General features: G+C 45.9%; 15 protein-coding genes. 9 read left to right on the plus strand and 6 right to left on the minus strand.

From position 1 onward, the window contains the following. Positions 1 to 3 precede the first annotated feature (3 nt). The 3 genes from ECHVI_RS01380 to ECHVI_RS01390 all read left to right on the plus strand — a co-directional run bounded on the left by ECHVI_RS01380 (position 4) and on the right by ECHVI_RS01390 (position 6671). Positions 4 to 1866: a RagB/SusD family nutrient uptake outer membrane protein gene (locus tag ECHVI_RS01380; protein WP_015264139.1), complete on the plus strand. Its 1863-nt coding sequence runs from the start codon at positions 4 to 6 to the stop codon at positions 1864 to 1866. A 101-nt stretch (positions 1867 to 1967) separates the two neighbouring features. Beyond that, the gene (locus tag ECHVI_RS01385; protein ID WP_015264140.1) at positions 1968 to 5303 is read left to right on the plus strand and encodes a VCBS repeat-containing protein; all 3336 of its coding nucleotides are present in this window, start codon (positions 1968 to 1970) and stop codon (positions 5301 to 5303) included. A gap of 21 nt (positions 5304 to 5324) precedes the next feature. Further along, on the plus strand, positions 5325 to 6671 hold the full coding sequence (locus tag ECHVI_RS01390) for a vanadium-dependent haloperoxidase (protein WP_015264141.1): 1347 nt from the start codon (positions 5325 to 5327) through the stop codon (positions 6669 to 6671). A 216-nt stretch (positions 6672 to 6887) separates the two neighbouring features. Here the strand turns inward: ECHVI_RS01390 and nadD are convergent, their stop codons facing one another. From nadD to ECHVI_RS01410, 4 genes are read right to left on the minus strand one after another with little or no spacing between them, the layout of a single operon-like run. After that, on the minus strand, positions 6888 to 7454 hold the full coding sequence (gene nadD, locus ECHVI_RS01395; RefSeq protein ID WP_015264142.1) for a nicotinate (nicotinamide) nucleotide adenylyltransferase: 567 nt from the start codon (positions 7452 to 7454) through the stop codon (positions 6888 to 6890). Between the two features lie 6 nt (positions 7455 to 7460). Beyond that, positions 7461 to 8033, minus strand: a complete 573-nt coding sequence (gmk, locus tag ECHVI_RS01400; RefSeq protein ID WP_015264143.1) for a guanylate kinase — start codon at positions 8031 to 8033, stop codon at positions 7461 to 7463. A gap of 17 nt (positions 8034 to 8050) precedes the next feature. Next, positions 8051 to 8323, minus strand: coding sequence for a hypothetical protein (locus ECHVI_RS01405; RefSeq protein WP_015264144.1), 273 nt, complete (start codon positions 8321 to 8323; stop codon positions 8051 to 8053). A gap of 29 nt (positions 8324 to 8352) precedes the next feature. Further along, positions 8353 to 8943, minus strand: a complete 591-nt coding sequence (locus tag ECHVI_RS01410; protein ID WP_015264145.1) for a sigma-70 family RNA polymerase sigma factor — start codon at positions 8941 to 8943, stop codon at positions 8353 to 8355. A 134-nt stretch (positions 8944 to 9077) separates the two neighbouring features. Between ECHVI_RS01410 and ECHVI_RS01415 the strand changes: the two genes are divergently transcribed. From ECHVI_RS01415 to murA, 5 genes are all read left to right on the plus strand, one after another. Next, positions 9078 to 9914 (plus strand): lysophospholipid acyltransferase family protein, encoded by an 837-nt coding sequence (locus tag ECHVI_RS01415; RefSeq protein ID WP_015264146.1) that lies wholly within the window; start codon positions 9078 to 9080, stop codon positions 9912 to 9914. Between the two features lie 942 nt (positions 9915 to 10856). Then, positions 10857 to 11264 carry a hypothetical protein gene (locus ECHVI_RS01420; RefSeq protein ID WP_015264148.1) on the plus strand — a complete coding sequence of 136 codons (408 nt, stop codon included), beginning with the start codon at positions 10857 to 10859 and terminating at the stop codon, positions 11262 to 11264. A gap of 152 nt (positions 11265 to 11416) precedes the next feature. Beyond that, on the plus strand, positions 11417 to 13675 hold the full coding sequence (locus ECHVI_RS01425; protein WP_015264150.1) for an ATP-dependent helicase: 2259 nt from the start codon (positions 11417 to 11419) through the stop codon (positions 13673 to 13675). 131 nt (positions 13676 to 13806) lie between these two features. Then, the gene (locus ECHVI_RS01430; protein WP_015264151.1) at positions 13807 to 14475 is read left to right on the plus strand and encodes a DUF4290 domain-containing protein; all 669 of its coding nucleotides are present in this window, start codon (positions 13807 to 13809) and stop codon (positions 14473 to 14475) included. Beyond that, on the plus strand, positions 14475 to 15782 hold the full coding sequence (murA, locus tag ECHVI_RS01435; RefSeq protein ID WP_015264152.1) for a UDP-N-acetylglucosamine 1-carboxyvinyltransferase: 1308 nt from the start codon (positions 14475 to 14477) through the stop codon (positions 15780 to 15782). Before ECHVI_RS01430 ends, murA begins: the two co-directional genes overlap by 1 nt. Before the next feature lie 69 nt (positions 15783 to 15851). On the opposite strand, the gene ECHVI_RS01440 is transcribed toward murA, so the two are convergent. Further along, entirely contained in the window at positions 15852 to 16676 is an 825-nt protein-coding gene (locus ECHVI_RS01440) for a hypothetical protein (RefSeq protein WP_015264153.1), read from the minus strand. 416 nt (positions 16677 to 17092) lie between these two features. On the opposite strand from ECHVI_RS01440, the gene ECHVI_RS01445 reads away from it, so the two are divergent. Continuing rightward, positions 17093 to 17941, plus strand: a complete 849-nt coding sequence (locus tag ECHVI_RS01445) for a hypothetical protein (protein ID WP_015264154.1) — start codon at positions 17093 to 17095, stop codon at positions 17939 to 17941. 75 nt (positions 17942 to 18016) lie between these two features. Here ECHVI_RS01445 and dnaN read toward each other — a convergent pair whose 3' ends face one another. Further along, positions 18017 to 19141, minus strand: coding sequence for a DNA polymerase III subunit beta (gene dnaN / locus ECHVI_RS01450; protein ID WP_015264155.1), 1125 nt, complete (start codon positions 19139 to 19141; stop codon positions 18017 to 18019). Positions 19142 to 19232 lie beyond the last annotated feature (91 nt).

The raw sequence follows: 19232 nt of genomic DNA on the forward strand, positions 1-19232 counted from the left end.
AAAATGAACAAATTCAAAAATATAACCTATCTGTGCCTCTTGGCGGTCAGCTTATGGATATTATCCAGTTGTAATGCTGATTTTGTCAATACCAGCCCACTGGATGAGGTATCAGAAGAAGATGTATGGTCGGATCCGGCACTGGCCGAAGCAGCGGTCACAGGAACCTACGTAGGGCTCGGCCAAGGGGGATTTGACGAACAAATGCTCGCCTCCCTTACCGATGAAGCCATCTTTACCCACCCAGGCAGAGACATTACCGTTATTACGGAATCCAGGTCCAATCCTGCCGCTCCAGGCTGGATCAACAACACCTTGGAATGGGGCAATATGTACAGTTATATCCGCGCCTGTAATGTCGCCATCGAGAACCTAACAGAGCCACTGCTGACAGACCAGGATTTGGTGGACCGGTTGATGGGCGAAGCCAAGTTTATGCGGGCCTATTACAGTCATCAGCTGTTGCGCTACTACGGTGGTTTCCCGATTGTGGACCGGGCTTATGAGTTGGGCGAAGAATCCTACGAAATTCCCCGGAATACTTGGGAAGAGTGTATCAACTTCATCGTAGGTGACCTCGACGAAGCCGCAGCTCTGCTGGAAGGAAAATCCATGGATTCCGGCCGGGCAAGTAGAATGGCTGCCTTGGCCCTGAAATCAAGGGTACTGCTTTATGCAGCCAGTGACCTCCACGACATCCCTACGGCTTCCAGTAATTCCAGCCTGATCTCAGGTTATGCCAATCCTGAATACCTTGGATACACCTCTGGTGACCGCATGTCCAGATGGCAACGGGCAAAAGATGCCGCCAAAGCGGTTTTGGACAATGACCAAGGCAACTTGCTCAACCTATCGGGCCCCGTCTCCCACGAGGAAGGCATTCAGAATTACATGAACAATTCCCTTTCCAAAAATGGCGGGGAAGAAGAGCTGATCTTTGCCAGGTATTTCATCAATGCCAAGCAGGAAAACGGGGGTCGTCAAGGCCTCTTCAACGGCCCCAACGGCTATAACAACTGGGCAGGGAACACTCCCATCCAGCATTTTGTGGACGATTATGAAATGATGGACGGTACCGAATTTGACTGGGACAATCCGGAACATGCGGAAGCTCCTTATGAAAACCGGGATGCCCGTTTCTACGCTTCCTTGCTCTATGATGGTGCGCAGTGGAAGCCCAGATCTTCAGCCAACCAACCAAAGGATCCCTTAGGACAGATCCAGACCGGCCAATATGAGATCATGCAAAATGGTTCGGTAGGAACGCACTTCGGACTGGATACCCGAAATAGTTCTATTGAAGACTGGAACGGTTCATATACGGGGTATTATTTCCGCAAATTTATTGACCCCGATCCTTCTATCGTGGATCAAAATACTTGGCAAGAAATTCCTTGGCCGTTCTTGCGCTACACAGAAGCGGTGCTGAATTACGTAGAAGCCTGTATCGAACTTGGGCAGGAAGAAGAGGCCCGCACTTGGCTAAACAGGATTCGCTACCGGGTGGGCATGCCTGCCATCAACGACTCCGGTGAAGCCCTTGTAGAGCGCTATCGAAATGAGCGACGCATTGAAATGGCCTATGAAGAACAGCGCTACCATGACTGCCGACGTTGGATGATCCCTGAAGAGACCCTGGGAAGAAAAGCAAATGGCATCAACGTGGTAGGGACTTTCAAACCCGGACAGAGTCTGGACCTCTATCGATATGATCCTGAAATCTATAACTATTCCTACGAGGTCACACCGATAGACCCTGGTAAAGAAGACCGGCAATGGCTGGATAAAATGTACTACTTGCCAATTCACTTCAATGAGATGAACAGAAACGCAAAACTTGTCCAGAATCCTGGATACACTGAATAACCCTAACCTATTGATTTTTTTTCATTTAAAAGAATCTATACCATTGCTTTGGATGGTATAGATTCTTTTTATATTTAATCCCCAAACCCAACAATACCTGTATGCTTAAACTATACCTCAAGGTGGCTTTTCTAGTCATTCTCAGCGGGCTGCTCTTACGATGTACCCAACCAAAAGAATCCCCTGCTCCTGAAAAGCCATCACTTTTCTCTTTGCTTCCGCCCTCCCAAACCCATGTCACCTTCCAAAATAAACTTACCGAAGGGCTGAACACCAATGTCCTGATGTACGAATATTTTTACAACGGTGGTGGTGTCGCCATCGGCGACGTGAATGGGGACGGCTTGGATGACATTTATTTTTCAGGCAATATGATCGCCAACAAACTCTACCTGAACAAGGGCGACATGACCTTTGAAGACATTACCACCAGCTCTGGCACGGCAGGCAGAAATGGCCCATGGAAAACGGGCGTCACGATGGCCGACGTCAACGGAGACGGCAAACTCGACATATACGTTTGCTATTCTGGAAACCTACGACCGGAAAAACGAAAAAATGAGCTTTACATTAACCAAGGAAATGACCAAAACGGTATTCCGAAATTTTCGGAAGAAGCATCCACATACGGCTTAGCGAGCACCTCTACCAGTACCCAGGGGATCTTCTTTGACTATGACCAGGACGGTGACCTGGACATGTTCCTTCTCAATCACAACCACAAGTCACTGCCCATCCTCGATGAAGCCAGTACCGCTGCCATCTTGAAAGAAAAAGATCCTGCAGGATCACAGCTTTTCAGAAACGACAAGGGGAAGTTTACAGAAGTAACGGAAGCCGCAGGCATCCAAAATTCGGCCCTTTCCTATGGGCTGGGCGCAGGAGCGGCTGACATCAACGGCGATGGCTGGACAGACCTTTACATCTGTAATGATTACACCGCCCCGGATTTTTTATACATTAACAACCAAGACGGTACCTTCATCGACCGGATTGGCAGCAGCATGGGGCATACTTCCCACTTTTCCATGGGCAATGATGTCGCCGATGTAAACAACGATGGTCTCCCCGACCTTTTTACGTTGGATATGCTCCCTGAAGACAACAAGCGCCAAAAGCTGCTGATGGCTCCGGACAATTATGAGAAATTTGACTTTAAAGTGGACATGGGCTTCCATCATCAATATATGCGGAACATGCTTCAGGTCAATAACGGCAACAGCACTTTTAGCGAAATCGGCCAATTATCGGGCATATCCAACACCGACTGGAGTTGGTCAGCCCAATTCGCAGACTTTGACAATGACGGGTGGAAGGACCTTTACATCACCAATGGCTACTTGCGCGATTACACCAACATGGACTTCCTGAAGTTTATGGGAGATTATGTCCAAAACAATGATGGCAATATCAGACGGCAAAACGTGCTGGACCTTGTCAAGCAAATCCCTTCCTCCAACCTCCACAATTACATGTTCAAAAACAACGGTGACCTGACATTCAAAAAGGTCAGTAGCAGTTGGGGAGTGGACTATTCATCCAACAGCAATGGGGCCGCCTATGCTGACCTTGACAATGACGGCGACCTTGACCTTGTGGTGAACAACATCAACTTGGAAGCTTTTATCTTTGAGAACAAGGCAAACCAGCAGCTGGACCACCATTACCTAAAAATCCAGCTAGCAGGCGAAAAAGCAAACAAATACGGGCTGGGAGCACAGGTAACGCTATTCAAGGGAAACCAGGCCATGTACCAAGAGCAAATGCCTTCCCGTGGCTATCAATCCAGTGTTTCACCCGTCCTTCATTTCGGACTGGGCAATGCCGACTTCGTCGATTCCATCCAAGTACACTGGCTGAACGGCAAAACCCAAACCGTTCGCAATGTAGAAACCAACCAACTGATCACCTTGCGCGAATCGGAAGCGGAAAACCGGGCGCCGCATCGTCAGGCGCCCACTCCGCTCTTTACCGAAACAGCTCCCCCTCTGGATATAAAATTGGCACAAAACCAACTCAACGATTTCAAAAGGCAGCCTTTGATCGTAAACCCGCTTTCCTTTGAAAGTCCCTCAATGGCAAAAGCGGATGTCAATGGTGATGGGAAAGAAGATATTTATGTGGGCGCCGGCGCCGGAGATGTATCAAAACTTTTCATCCAGCAAGCAAATGGCCAGTTTATCGTCAGCAACAATGGTGATTTTGCGCTTGACAAAGACAGTGAGGACAGCCATGCCGCCTTTGCCGATGTCAATGGAGATGGATTTCCAGACCTATATGTTTGTAGCGGAGGCTATGGCAATTTCATGCCTACCGACCCCAAACTCCAGGATCGCCTTTACATAAACGACGGAAAGGGCCAGTTTAAAAAGCAATCCTCTGCGCTGCCCAAAATGCTCACCAGCACCAGCTGCGCCACCTTTTTGGACGTAAATGGCGACCAGGCAATGGATATCTTTGTGGGAGGCCGAACAGTACCCGGAAGGTATCCGGAAACCCCACGCAGTTACTTGCTTGTCAATGATGGCCATGGCAAGTACACGGATCAGACCAGCACCATTTCCCCGGCCTTGACCCATCCCGGAATGATTACGGATGCTGCCGTAACGGACCTTAACCTCGACGGCCAGCCTGAACTTGTGACGGTGGGCGAATGGTTACCGATTCAGGTATTTGGCCTGGAGCAAGGCAAACTGGCAGAGGTCACGGACCAATACTTCGATAAAAAATACAGCGGATGGTGGAATACCATCCACGTGGCCGACCTGAATGGAGACCAAAAGCCTGATTTGGTTTTCGGTAATCAAGGCACCAACACACAAATCCATGCCAGTGATGATGAACCGGCCAGTCTGATCTACAAGGATTTTGATGAAAATGGTTCTTTGGACCCGATTTTATGCTGCTATATCCAAGGGGAAAACTATCCTTATGTCACCCGGGATGAGCTCCTGGATCAGATGGCCAAAATGCGCACGCGCTTTCCCGACTATAAGAGCTATGCTGACGCCAAGCTATCGGATATTTTCACCGAAGATGAGCTGGAAAACAGTCAGAAGCTCATTGCCAACCAACTGAAAACGGCGCTTTTCCTCAGCAATCCTTCCGGCAAATTAAAAATGGGTAAATTGCCTATCCAGACCCAAAGTGCTCCAGTGATGGCCATCGCCAGTGGAGACATGAACCGTGACGGGCATCAGGACCTGCTTCTCTGCGGAAATATTCAAAAGGCCCGATTACGTTTTGGGAAGTATGATGCCAATTACGGTTTGATGCTCTTGGGCGATGGAAATGGAAACTTCAAAAGCCTTCCCCAAGCTTCCTCGGGATTTGCCCTGAAAGGGGACGTGCGCAGCATCCTCCAATGCGGAGATCAATGGCTCTTTGGTATTAATCAAAAAGGGATTGTCGCCTATGCCCCTACCCAGAAAAAGTAATTTAAATAACCCCTGATCACGATGAAACGAATAAACTTTCACTTACTATATTGCTTTCTGCTGGCCACCTTGGCAAGTTGCCAGTCAGACAAACAGCACATCCCTGAATTGCCGACCAAGTACATCGGAGAGGTAACACAGGAAATGACCGAACTGATGATCCATGATGTCACTAATCCACCCTTGGCCGCTCGGTTTTTTTCCTATGCTTGCATTACGGGATATGAAATCACTTCTCAAAATGACTCCTCCCTCCATGATCTCCACGGCATCCTTAACCAATATCCTGCCATCCAAAAGCCTACTGATTTCCCAGAGCAATCATACCAGCTGAGCGCTGTCCTGGGCATGATCCAAACGGCCAAAACCATCCAGCCCTCCGGCACGGAGCTTCAAAGGTATGAGGATGCGCTACTGGACAGCTGTCGGAAAATGGGCTTTCCAGAAGAGACCATTCAGCAGTCATTGGCCTATGCCAAAGCCATGACAAAGGCCGTACTTGAATACGCCAAGGCAGATGGGTATAACCTCATCAGTAATTATCCGCGTTACACCCCGCTGGGCACGCCGGGCAGCTGGTACCCGACTCCTCCCGGATACTTTGCTCCCGTGGAACCATATTTTGAAACGGTAAGGCCTTTTTTCTTGGACTCCGCCGCGCAGTTCAAGCCTTTGCCGCCCATCGCATTTGCAGAAACCAAAGACTCTGAGTTCTACAAAATCACCAAGGAAGTCTATGATGTAGACATGTCGGAAAAGAACAAGGAAATCGCGGCATTTTGGGACTGCAATCCCTTTGCTTTACAGGATAACGGCCATCTCATGGTGGGCATGAAAAAAATCTCCCCCGGTGCCCACTGGATGGGCATCACCAATATCGCCTGCCAAAAAGCCAAAAGTTCCTTTTCGGAATCCATGAAAATCCACACCATGGTGGCCACTACCTTGATGGATGGATTTATCGCCTGCTGGGATGAAAAGTACCGAAGCAATCGCATACGACCGGAAACAGCCATTCGAAAATACATCGACCCCACGTGGACCCCTTTCTTGCAGACTCCTCCCTTTCCGGAATACCTGAGTGGACACAGCACTATTTCCACCGCTGCTGCGGCGGTTTTGACGCATTATTTTGGAGACAATTTCAGTTACTCGGACACGGTGGAAGAGCGATACGGGCTTAAGGCCAGAAGCTACACGAGCTTTAACCAAGCAGCGAATGAAGCGGCCATTTCCCGGCTTTATGGAGGTATTCACTTTATGGACGCCATCACAAGGGGCCAAAAGCAAGGACGTGAAGTCGGTGCTTGGGTCATCGACAAGCTCCCACAAACTGATTTAGACGCTGCCCAAGCAGCTAAAAATTGATAGCAATGGACGTTGGAAGGATGAATTTGACATGCCTTTACAGGAAAGGATGCTGATGCCGTACAGATGATCGGCTTCCTCCAAGTACCCTAAAGGATTTTAGCGGGAATTTGTAAAAAAAGAAAGGTGAATGCTGCTAAAACAGGTTCCTAGAATGGATGAATTATCCTTGGGGGTCAGCTATGGCTATTGATTTGATGCCCTTTCCAGCGTGTATCAAACAAAAAACTTTTTCCCCTTGATGTAATCTTCCACCAATGGAGGTAGCAGATAGGTCACCGATTTGCCCGCCTCGACGGACTTTCGAATAAACGTCGCGGAGATGTCGATCAAAGGTGCTTCCACGTGACGGACATTCACATGATCATACGTAACCGATTCTCCCGGCCGTGGATAGACATAGAGCCCGTACTGCTCCAGTATCTGTGCGCTATTTTTCCATTTATGGAAATGGGTCAAGTTATCACCTCCTATGATCAACTTGAACTCATGCTGTGGATGCTTTTCGGAAAGGTAGGTAAGGGTATCAATCGTATAACTGGGCTTGGGCATGTGAAACTCTACGTCATTGGCACGGAAGCGATAATTCCCCTCAATGGCCAACTCGACCATTCGAAGCCGATCAAACTCGTGTAGCAATGCTTTACGTTTTTTAAAGGGATTTTGGGGAGAGACCACAAACCACACTTCATCCAGGTCAGTCCTGTCCTGCATGACATTGGCAATGATCAAATGTCCAATGTGAATGGGATTAAACGAACCGAAAAATAAACCTACCTTCACTTTACTTTATTTCTCAATGAATGCATTGATTAACTTTTCTGCCTCTTTAAAGGACTTTTCCATATGGTCATTGACGAGTGTCACGTCAAACTGGTCCTCAAAAGACATCTCAAACTTCGCCTTGTAGATTCGCCGTGACAGGCTTTCTTCCGACTCCGTGCCACGATCCTTGAGCCGCTCTTCCAGCGTATCCAGTGAAGGTACCTTTACGAAGACCGCCAATGCCTTATCACCGAAATATTCCTTGAGCTGAAGCCCTCCTTTGACATCCACATCAAAGATTACATGCTTGCCACTGTCCCAGATACGTTGGATTTCAGATTTTAGGGTGCCATAAAAATTCCCTTCGTAGACCTCTTCCCATTCGATAAATTCATCATCATCAATTTTTTGCTTGAATTCTTGGGGAGACAGAAAATAATAGTCCTTTCCATGCACCTCGTGGCGTCCACGCTTATCCCTGGTGCAGGCGGATATCGAAAATCCCAAATCATTTCGGGAGGAAAGAAGGTGTTTGACAATAGTCGTCTTTCCGGAACCCGATGGGGCCGAAAAAATAAAAGCTTTTCCTGAAGACATAGGTGAGTGGTGATCGCTTATTTGATTTCTTCTATTTTTTGGCGAATGCTTGCGGCCAATTCACCAGGTACAGCTTGTTTGGTGCATTTATTCTTTAGCATTTCACGTATGGCTTGCTCCAAATGATAATGCTCAAAGCATGGCTGGCACTTGGACAGTTTATCCTTGAGGACCTCCTTAGAACCATCACAATCATCACCGTCCAAAATACGCTCCAACAGCTGGAAGCACTTGCTCACATCACCACATTCTAGTTTTCTTTCTCCGGATGAGTTTACATTTTTCTCCATGTCACTTTATTTTCACTTTAAAACTCAAATCAATCTTCATCAGCATCATACCCCATGTCCTTTGCATAAGAATGCAATTTCTCCTTCAATAAGTTCCGGGCACGGTGCAATCTTGACCTTACGGTTCCGATCGGAATGTCCAAAATCTTGGCCATTTCCTCGTAGGTAAACCCTTCCAGGTCACACAATATGATCACTGTCCTGAAGTCTACGGCCAAACTGTTCAGGGCATTGGATATCTCATCCCCTAGCATGTCCTTGACCGCATCCACCCTCAGATCAGAGGTAATATTGTAATCAACACTATCTGAGTTATAATAAGTTTCAACCTCTTGATAATCAACCTTGGATGGCTGCTTGCTTTTCTTCCTGTATTCGTTGATAAAACTGTTTTTCAATATCCTGAACAGCCACGCTTTTGCATTGGTCCCTTGCTCAAAAGAATTGATAAAACGGTACGCCTTAAGGTAAGTGTCCTGCACCAAATCCTTGGCATCATCCTCGTCAAATGTAAGCCTGAAGGCAAAATTATACATCGAGTCTATGTGAGGCATAAACTCATGATCGAAGATGTTATTCTTCTCCTTGTCGGAATATTTTTTCTTTTGTACCTCAGACATAAGTTTCAAAAATAATCATTGACTCAATTTATCACTAATTTTTTGAAAGAATTCCCTCGTTTTGATTTATTTTGAATTTCAAAAACCGTCTTTTCTTCCTAGAATGAGACGGATTAAACGTAAGACAACTGTTAATGTTTGCATTTCGCTTAATTTCTTATCTCCCGCTTTGGAGCCTTTATATTGTTTCTGACTGCTTCTTTCTGATCGCTTACCATTTGGTCGGTTATCGCAAAAAAGAGGTGTGGACCAACCTCAAAAATGCTTTCCCAGAAAAGTCGGACCAAGAGCTGAAAAAAATCATGCGGAAGTTTTACCGTAACCTTACCGATTCCTTCGCGGAGACCATTAAGCTCATGACCATGGGAAAGGCCGAAATCGAAAAACGGTTCCAGTTAGAAAACATGGACTTACTGCGTAACCTTCTGGAGAAAGAGCAAGTCATCGTTGGGCTTACGTCACATTTTTTCAACTGGGAAGGGCACCCTCTGTCCGTGCGGGCACTGGTGGACGAACGGATCGAAATCGTCTATCAAAAAGTGAGCAATCCATTTTTCGAAAAACTCATGAAAACCATCAGAAGTCGCTTTGGTGGTTATTTGGTGGAGAAAAGTCAGTTTCAGCGGCATTTTATCAAACATCGGGCCCACCCTCGCCTCATAGGCTTGGCCGCAGACCAACGCCCCAACCGGGAAGACCAACGCTATCACGCCCAATTCATGCACCGGGAAACAGGATTCTTCGAAGGAGCCGAAAAGCTTGCCAAGCGGTTTGACCTGACCGTTATTTTCTCCGAGGTCCACAAACTAAAACGTGGCCATTATAAATTCACTTACCGCTTTGTCGCCGAACCACCTCACGACATGCGCGAACATAGCATTACAGACCAGTTTATCACCTTGGTAGAAAAAAATATACGCGAAGAGCCCGCCCTATACCTCTGGTCGCACAACCGCTGGAAAAACAGCTGATATCAGAGAAAAGAAGCTCGACCAAAGACGGAAGACAATACCAGAACCATGATCCACTGCCAGGCGCTTAGGCGCAAAAAGTCTTTCTTCTCTTCGTGGTAATTGCCCACAGTTTTGGGGCTTCTACCTGGATTTCCAGCCGTTACGGCTTTTGGTTTGCGATGCTCTTGATTGCTTTCAATTCAAGCCTCTACATCTTTAAATGAAAATAGCCAAACACCTACTAAAATAGCACACTGATGACGCTGATATTTTATCCGCGCCCAAGCACCATCAGCGATATCTGTGTTCTATTATCTTACAATTTTCTTTTTCAAAGGACAATGAAACCATCTAAATGTCCTCCTTACCTATTTGATGCAACCCTACCCATAAGAACTTAAAAACATCGGATTTCACGTAATATTTTGGGACTATCCGGATTATAGTGGGTAGTTCATTAATACTCAACTGACATAATGGGTATAACAATGAGTTAAATGTGTTTATTAAAGGATCTGCCTTGAGGTATCAGACGTTAAGAAATCAAAGAAGTGGGCAGGCAAGGACGCAGGCTTGTTTGACGAGAATCCGCACAAAAGCTGAATGACAGCTATAAGGGAGGAGTTTGCCTGCGTGTGTGCTGACTTTGATTTTAGTCGGATAGCTCACCGCAGCGGGGTTTTTGGGTTACTTTTTTAACCTGCAGAAAAAAAGTAACAAAGGTTAAGTAAGGTAATATGCTAGATTCAGCAACTTAACGCAATTGTACTTACCCACACTAAATCATATAGAACGAATATTTTTGTGCTTAACTTGACACCTTAACGTGATAACTAGCACAGCAGGTTAATTACACTAAATTTATTATTGCAAACACCTATGTAATTCTGTATGATCAACATTCCATTGTTTTTGTCCTTACCAAGTAATATCTTGTTATTTTTCATCACTTGAAGTATTATGAATATTAGAAATAAAGCTTTTTTACTCATACCAGCTTTTTGGGCAAGTATCTTTGACATTGCAGTAACAATTTACCATCAACCTGCCACCTATTGGTCTGGCAATTTGAAGCATTATAACGAAGGCAACCCTATAGGCGCATTCTTCATGAGCAACCATGTTTACGGACTATTCCTCATTTGTGGTATTTGGCTGGTATTGATCTATATTATCGGAAAATCCCTTAAAGGAAAGGCACAAAAAATCTTTCTCCTCTTCGTGGTAATTGCCCACAGTTTTGGGGCTTCTACCTGGATTTCCAGCCGTTACGGCTTTTGGTTTGCCATGCTCTTGATCGCTTTCAATTCAAGCCTCTACATCTTTATAAATGAAAATAGCCAAACACCTACTAAAATAGCACACTGATGACGCTGATATTTTATCCGCGCTCAAGCACCATCAGCGGCATCCGCGCCCTATCCACTTACAATTTTCCAATCTTTGGCCTTACAATTCCCAAAACCTTTACGTAAATAAACTATTCCTCTTAACTTTGAGGTTTATAGGAGGAAAGTAGTATGGATTATTTAGAAGGTTTAAATCCCCCACAACGAGAAGCTGTAGAACACACGGAAGGGCCACTGATGATCATTGCCGGTGCAGGATCAGGAAAAACACGGGTCCTTACATTCAGGATCGCCCATTTGATCAGAGCCAAAAACGTGGATCCATTTCAGATCTTGGCCCTCACCTTTACCAATAAGGCGGCCAGTGAAATGCGAAACCGTATCGAGCGGCTGATCGGTCTGGAGGCCCGAAACACTTGGATGGGTACATTCCACAGCATCTTTGCCAAGATCCTTCGAGTAGAATCCGAAAAATTGGGCTTCCCCTCCAATTTCACCATCTATGACACCGATGACAGCAAATCCCTGATCAAAAGCATCGTCAAGGAAAAACGATTGGACGACAAAGTCTATAAACCAAACACTGTGCTTTCCCGCATTTCAGGAGCCAAAAACAGGCTGATCTCTTGGGAAAACTACATCAACGACCCCTACATCAAAGCGGATGATGAAGCGGCCATGAAGCCACGAATGGGCGAAATTTACAGGGCTTATCAAAAGAGACTGTTTAAGTCCTCGGCCATGGATTTTGATGACCTGCTGTTCAATACCAACGTGCTGTTCAGAGACCATCCCGATGTGCTCAACAAATACCAACAGCGCTTCCGCTATGTGCTGGTGGATGAGTTTCAGGATACCAACCTGTCCCAGTACCTGATCACCAAAAAACTGGCCGCCGTACACCAAAACATCTGCGTGGTGGGGGATGATGCACAAAGTATCTATGCCTTTCGAGGTGCCGATATCCAAAACATCCTGAACTTCGAAAAAGACTACCCCGACCTGCATGTGGTCAAGCTGGAGCAAAATTACCGCTCCACTAAAAACATTGTGGAAGCGGCCAATTCGATCATCGAAAAGAACAAAGCCCAGCTCAAGAAGAATGTATGGACCCAAAACGGCAACGGCGACCTCATCGAGCTGATCAAATCTGCCTCAGACAATGAAGAAGGCAGGATGGTGGCCTCGACGATTTTCGAAGAAAAAAATAACAAAAAGCTACAAAATAGCGACTTCGCCATCCTTTACCGAACCAACTCCCAATCCCGGGCGCTGGAGGAAGCACTTCGTAAAATGAACATCTCCTATAAGATCGTAGGAGGACTTTCGTTTTATCAACGCAAAGAAATCAAAGACCTCATGGCCTACTTCCGCTATGTGGTCAACCAGGATGACGAAGAGGCTTTCAAGCGCATCATCAATTACCCCAAGCGAGGAATCGGCCTCAGCAGTGTGGAAAAGATGATGGTGGCAGCCTATGAGCATGACATCCCGCTTTGGCAGGTGGTCACCAACTCCAGCAGTTTCCTATCTGGACGGGCATCAAACAGCGTAAGCGACTTTGCTACCATGATCAAGAGCTTCCAGATGGAAGTAGAGCGAAAAGACGCCTATGAAGCCGCTTCTACTATCGCCAAACAGTCGGGACTGCTCAGGGAACTGTATGAAGACAAGACCATCGAAGGCCTCAACCGCTACGAAAACGTTCAGGAATTGCTCAATGCCATCAAAGAATACGTGGACAATCCTGAAAACGAAGATAAAAACCTCGGTGCTTTTCTTCAGGAGATCGCTCTCCTTACCGATAACGACCGCGACAAAGATGAAATGGATGCGGTCACACTCATGACCATTCACTCCAGCAAAGGACTGGAATTCAGGCAGGTTTTTGTGGTAGGCCTGGAAGAAGACCTTTTTCCATCTCAGATGATGATGCAAAGCCGGGAGGACCTCGAAGAGGAACGGCGGCTTTTCTATGTGGCCACGACCCGCGCCATGGAAAAGCTATACCTCAGCTACGCCATCACACGCTATCGTTTTGGGCGGCTGCTTAATTGTGAACCGAGCAGGTTTTTGGAGGAAATCGACCCCAGCTGCATCAGGGTCACCAAAAGAAGGGGGCAACAACCCACTGGCAGTCATTTTGGAAGAAACAATGATAGCGAGGGAAGGTCAGGATTTGTGGGGCTCAAAACCCCATCGGTGCGAAAGAACACCACCGCTAAGGTCCATACGCCCAGCCCAGATTTCAAACCCTCCAACACCAGTAACCTGGCCGCAGGAATGAAGGTCGAGCACCCAAAATTCGGCTTTGGCAAGGTCCTCAAGGTGGAAGTGGAAGGATTAAATAAAAAGGCGACGATTGGCTTTGACAATTTTGGAGAAAAGACATTATTACTTAGCTTTGCTAAGCTTCGGATAGTGGAATGATAATTGCTAAAGTTTTACCCAGAAAACCCATTCCCAAATCGTTAACTTATAACAAGTAATACGCTCTACCGACTCGTTTAACGACATTTTTTCGTAACTTGAAACAATCGTTAATTAATCTGAGGAACGGTATGGAAGAAAAAGAAAAGCATAAACACTCAGTAATTTTGAAAGAATACGGAAAAAACATCCAGAAACTGGTGGATTATATCTCCACAGTTCCTGACAAAGCCAAACGCACCGAACAGGCCTATACGCTTGTAGAACTCATGAAACAGCTGAACCCTCAGCTGAAAACTGAAAACGACCAAAAACTCTGGGATGACCTGTTCATCATGTCGGGCTTTGAGTTGGATGTGGACAGCCCTTTTCCAATGCCCGAGAAGGAACTCCTTGGCAAAAAGCCCCAAGTGGTGGGTTATCCTGAGGGGGAAGTGAAATTTAAGCACTACGGCCGAAATATCGAGAAGCTCATCGAAAATGCCATCGAAATCGAAAATGATGAAGAGCAGGAAGCGGCCATTATCTACATCGGTCAATTGATGAGAAGCTTTCACTCTACTTGGAACAGGGAAAATTTTGATGACGGCATCATCATTGACGATATCAAAACCCTCTCCAAAGGGAAGCTGCACATTGATTTGGAAAAAGTAAAAGAAAATGCGCTTTTTGAAAGCAGCACCCGTAGGGATTTCAAGACCAACACCCAAGAGAACTCCTCCAACACCAACAGCGGTGGTGGAAGAAGAGGTGGCAAAAGAAGAAACAACGGAGGTAATTACAAAAAACGTAGAAATTAATGTCCTCATTCCGAGTAAAAGGGGGATTAAAACTTAAAGGCGAGATCACCCCACAAGGTGCCAAAAACGAGGCACTACAGATTCTATGTGCTGTACTTTTGACAGAAGAAACTGTCCATATCCATAAAATCCCAAACATCCGAGACGTCAACAAACTGATTGAGCTTTTGGCAGACATGGGTGTCGAGGTTTCTAAAACAGGCCCAGAAAGCTACCAGTTCAATGCCGCCAAGGTAGACCTGGACTATCTGGACACCGATAAGTTCCTCACCAAAGCCTCTTCCTTGCGGGGCTCTGTCATGTTACTTGGACCGCTTTTGGCCAGGTTTGGGAAAGGTAAAATCTCCAAACCCGGTGGAGATAAAATTGGGCGAAGGAGGCTGGACACCCATTTTGTGGGCTTCCAAAAATTAGGCGCCAAATTCAACTATGACACCAAAAGGGAAATCTACAATATCGATGGCCATGCCCTGAAAGGCACCTATATGCTATTGGATGAAGCATCGGTAACCGGCACCGCCAATATCCTGATGGCAGCCGTCATGGCAGAAGGCAAAACCACCATCTACAATGCGGCTTGCGAGCCCTACCTCCAGCAGCTTTGTGACATGCTCAACCGAATGGGCGCCAACATCACCGGCGTAGGCTCTAACCTACTTCATATCGAAGGCGTCAAAAAGCTGAACGGAACAGAGCATACGTTACTTCCGGACATGATCGAAATCGGCTCGTTCATTGGCCTTGCTGCCATGACCCAGTCAGAAATCACCATCAAGGACGCCCAAATCCATCGTTTGGGCATCATCCCGGATACCTTCAAGCGGATGGGCATCCAAATGGAATTTAGAGGAGATGACATCCACATTCCCGCCCAGAAACACTACGAAATCGAAACATTTATCGACGGCTCTATCCTTACCGTAGCGGACGCCATCTGGCCAGGCTTCACGCCCGACCTGCTGAGTATCGTCTTGGTAACGGCCACCCAGGCCAAAGGCACTGTACTCGTTCACCAAAAGATGTTCGAAAGCCGTCTGTTCTTCGTCGACAAACTTATTGACATGGGCGCGCAGATCATTCTTTGTGACCCGCACAGGGCTACGGTCATAGGCTTGGACCGAAAATACCCGCTGAAAGGCATCCGAATGACCTCTCCAGATATCAGAGCAGGTGTTTCCCTCTTGATTGCAGCGCTTTCTGCTGAAGGCCAGTCGATCATTGACAATGTCGAACAAATCGACCGGGGATACCAGTACATTGACCAACGGCTGAATGCGCTGGGAGCAGACATTGTCCGGATCGATTAATTCTGAAATCCGTCTAAAAAACAAAAGCCGGTAGGTAGTCCTACCGGCTTTATCATTAAAAAGTATCAGTTATCTCCCTGCTAACTTCTTGTCCCCTTCACGCACAGCTGCCATATAATCATATAGGCTCACCACACGATCCGAAGGGTATAAACTTTTTGCTTTCGCCAACTGCTTATAAGCCATGGCCACATCACCTTCATTGAAATGGTGGACGGCATCATTATAATACTGTAACCCTGCTAATTCCCGCAAGGAAATCGAAGTGTAAATGGTATTATACTCCGTAAATTGAGCCATAACACTTCCCAGCTCAGCCAATTGCTTCGTTTTTCCCCTCACTACTTGATGATTAAAAAACGATATATATTCCGCCACGGCTTCTTGGTCTTTTATAAAACCGGCCCGCGGCTCGGTACTCTCAAACACATAGGTTTTACCATCTTCTACGTGCACCAGCAAAAAAACATGATAATCCGTTTCGATCACCTCAAAATCAAACCCGTACCGATCCAATAGCAAACCATAAATGGCTGAACCACTTACACAGTCGTAAGCACCGGTTGTCAATGCTTCATTGAAAGAACTATGCTTAATATAGGTTTTCAGCACATACTGATGCGCCTTATAAAACACTTCTTCCAGAAACCACTCTGTATATTCCTTTTTCTGAGACCGCTTATCTAATTTCTCGATCAACTTATCAAGCGAAGCGGTTTCGATATGCTCAGCAGCATGTAGGGCCATCAACAAATCCTTAGGAGCTGGATCACCCAAAAACAATTGCTTCTCAGCAGCATTCTCAAACACGGAAGATTCCAAATCCCACTCTTGGGACATTGCGTGACATATCCCCGCAAACACCACCACTACACAAATCAACAACCTTTTCATCTTCCCTCCTTTCTTTATTAAGTTAATATTAATAAAATTAACAATTTGATAACATTAGAGCAAAACATGTGCCCATTTTAACATATTAAGTTTTATAAAAAACTATTTATCAGCATGTTATATATTTCATTAATGTTAACTAAAATTAAAAAACACGTAACATACAGGAGTATCACAGCATACGTCGCTTCCTAGCCAAAAAGAATTAGAGAAAGCATGAAAGTGACTACTTAACAACACAAGGCAAAAATGAAGCACACAGCGATTACACCTTCATTTACAATGGTGTTCTATTAAATAAAAGCAATATTTTTGTGTATATTACCTGTTGTATTGCACACCTACTACTACCAACTGTTTTAATCCTAGCTACTACGATATCATATTTTAACCTTCACCCCTAAAAAGAAACTACTATGAAAACAAACATCTACACCGTATTCCTCTGTTCGCTATTTTTCACGGCAGTAGGCAGTACAGCCCTACATGCCCAAGAAATGCCCTCAAAGAAGAAAGACTTAGAAGCGGCCTACACGGCTCATACCACTGAAATCTCCACGCTAAAGGAGAAAAACAGTCAATTGGAGGCCAAGATCTCCAACCTCGAAGCAGACATTCGAAAGCTGGGTTACGAAAAAGAAGGGCTACTCGAAGACCTCAACTCCCTGGACAATCAGCTTTTGGAATTGAAAAAGAGTGAAACATCCTTAAAAGCTGCACTTACCGAAACCCAAAACGAGCTGGAAATAAACAAAGGAATCAACATGCAACTCAAGTCCATGTTATCCTCTCTAACGGCCGCCCAGCAAGCGAACGGAGACCCAAACGCGACACAAACATCCGTCACACAACTCAACGGCAACAATGTCCCATACTACCTGGGCAGTTTCATGGGCACTGCCCCTGAATCAGTCGTCAAGGACGAGAATGGCAAAGACATGGTCATCAACGGCCAAAAAATAAAAACTCCTCCCATAGCGCACACCTTCACCTTTACTCCTGATCAAAAAGTCATGCTGGAACAAGTCAACGAGCACGACCAATCGGTCAAACAACTCGCGGGAACTTATCAGGTCATCCAGGATGATGCACAACATTACGAAATATCATGTACGGTAAATGATGGCTCGGACATCTCCCTCACCTACACCATCTCCATTGATAAAGCAAGCCAAACCACCAGGTGCTCCCTTTCCAACCAAACTCCCTTTGAATTGCTCAAAAATACCTTGGTGGAAAACATCGGCCAGATCACTACGGAATAGAACAGGGGCGAACAAACAAAAAGCCACGACTGATAAACAGACCGTGGCTTTCTTTATTTTCTTTTATGGCTTCTGCTACACGTAATTGTTCAGCATTACTGGCATTACGAGCATCAGGATATCTTCGTTTTCACCCTTATCGCTAGGTACAATCAGCCCCGCTCGATTTGGCGCACTGAACTTAAGCGTCACCTGCTTGGAACCGATATTGTTTAGCATTTCTACCAAGAACTTCGCATTGAAGCCGATTTCGATATCTTCACCATCGTGTTCGCAGGACAATCTTTCATTCGCTTCATTGGAGAAATCCAAGTCCTCTGCTGAAATCTGAAGTTCACTTCCTGTCAATTTCAACCTTACCTGATGAGTGGTTTTGTTGGCATAAATGGCGATTCTACGCAAAGAGCTCAAAAACTCCACCCTGTCAATGGTCATGTTGTTTTCGTTGTCCACAGGAATGACATTTTCATAATCTGGATAACGCTCATCCACCAATCGACAGATCATCTGAATATTCCCAAATTTAAAATAGGCATTGGAATTATTGAACTCTACCGTTACCGGGATATTTTCAGAGGGAAGGGTCGACTTCAGCAGGTTAAGGGCTTTCCTGGGCACAATGATGCTGGCTGCCTCTGGAGCTGCAATGTCCACTCTCCTGTATCGGATCAATCGGTGGCCGTCGGTAGCCACAAACGTCGTATTGGTATTGCTCAAATTCACATAAACACCTGTCATCGCCGGGCGAAGCTCATCATTGCTCGTAGCAAATATGGTGTTGTTGATCGCACTGCTGAGCACATCAGTCGACATGTCTACTGCCGTCGCATTGCTCACGGAAGGAATCTTTGGAAAATCAGTCGCATTCTCCCCAGCCAACTTATATCGACCATTGTCCGAGCTGATCTCCACGCTATAGGTATCGTGGTCGATGCTAAAGGTCACGGGCTGTTCAGGCAAATTCTTCAAGGTCTCCATCAAAATCCTGGCAGGCACCGCTATATTCCCATCCTCTTTGGCTTCCACGTCAATCTCTGTCATCATGGAAGTTTGAAGATCGGAGGCCGTAATGGTCAACTTCCCTTCTTTTATTTCAAAAAGGAAATTCTCTAGTATCGGCACTACCGGATTAGTGGTCACCACTCCATTGATTCCCGAAAGTTGCTTCAAAAGAGCTGAAGAAGAAACAATAAATTTCATGCGAATATGATTTAGTTATTCAAGGTCGAAGCCAGCATTCGGACAAGTATGTTTTAAAAAACCACCAAATCCCATTGCTCCAACCTGAGGC

The sequence above is a fragment of the Echinicola vietnamensis DSM 17526 genome, assembly GCF_000325705.1.
Classification (GTDB): Bacteria; Bacteroidota; Bacteroidia; order Cytophagales; family Cyclobacteriaceae; genus Echinicola; species Echinicola vietnamensis.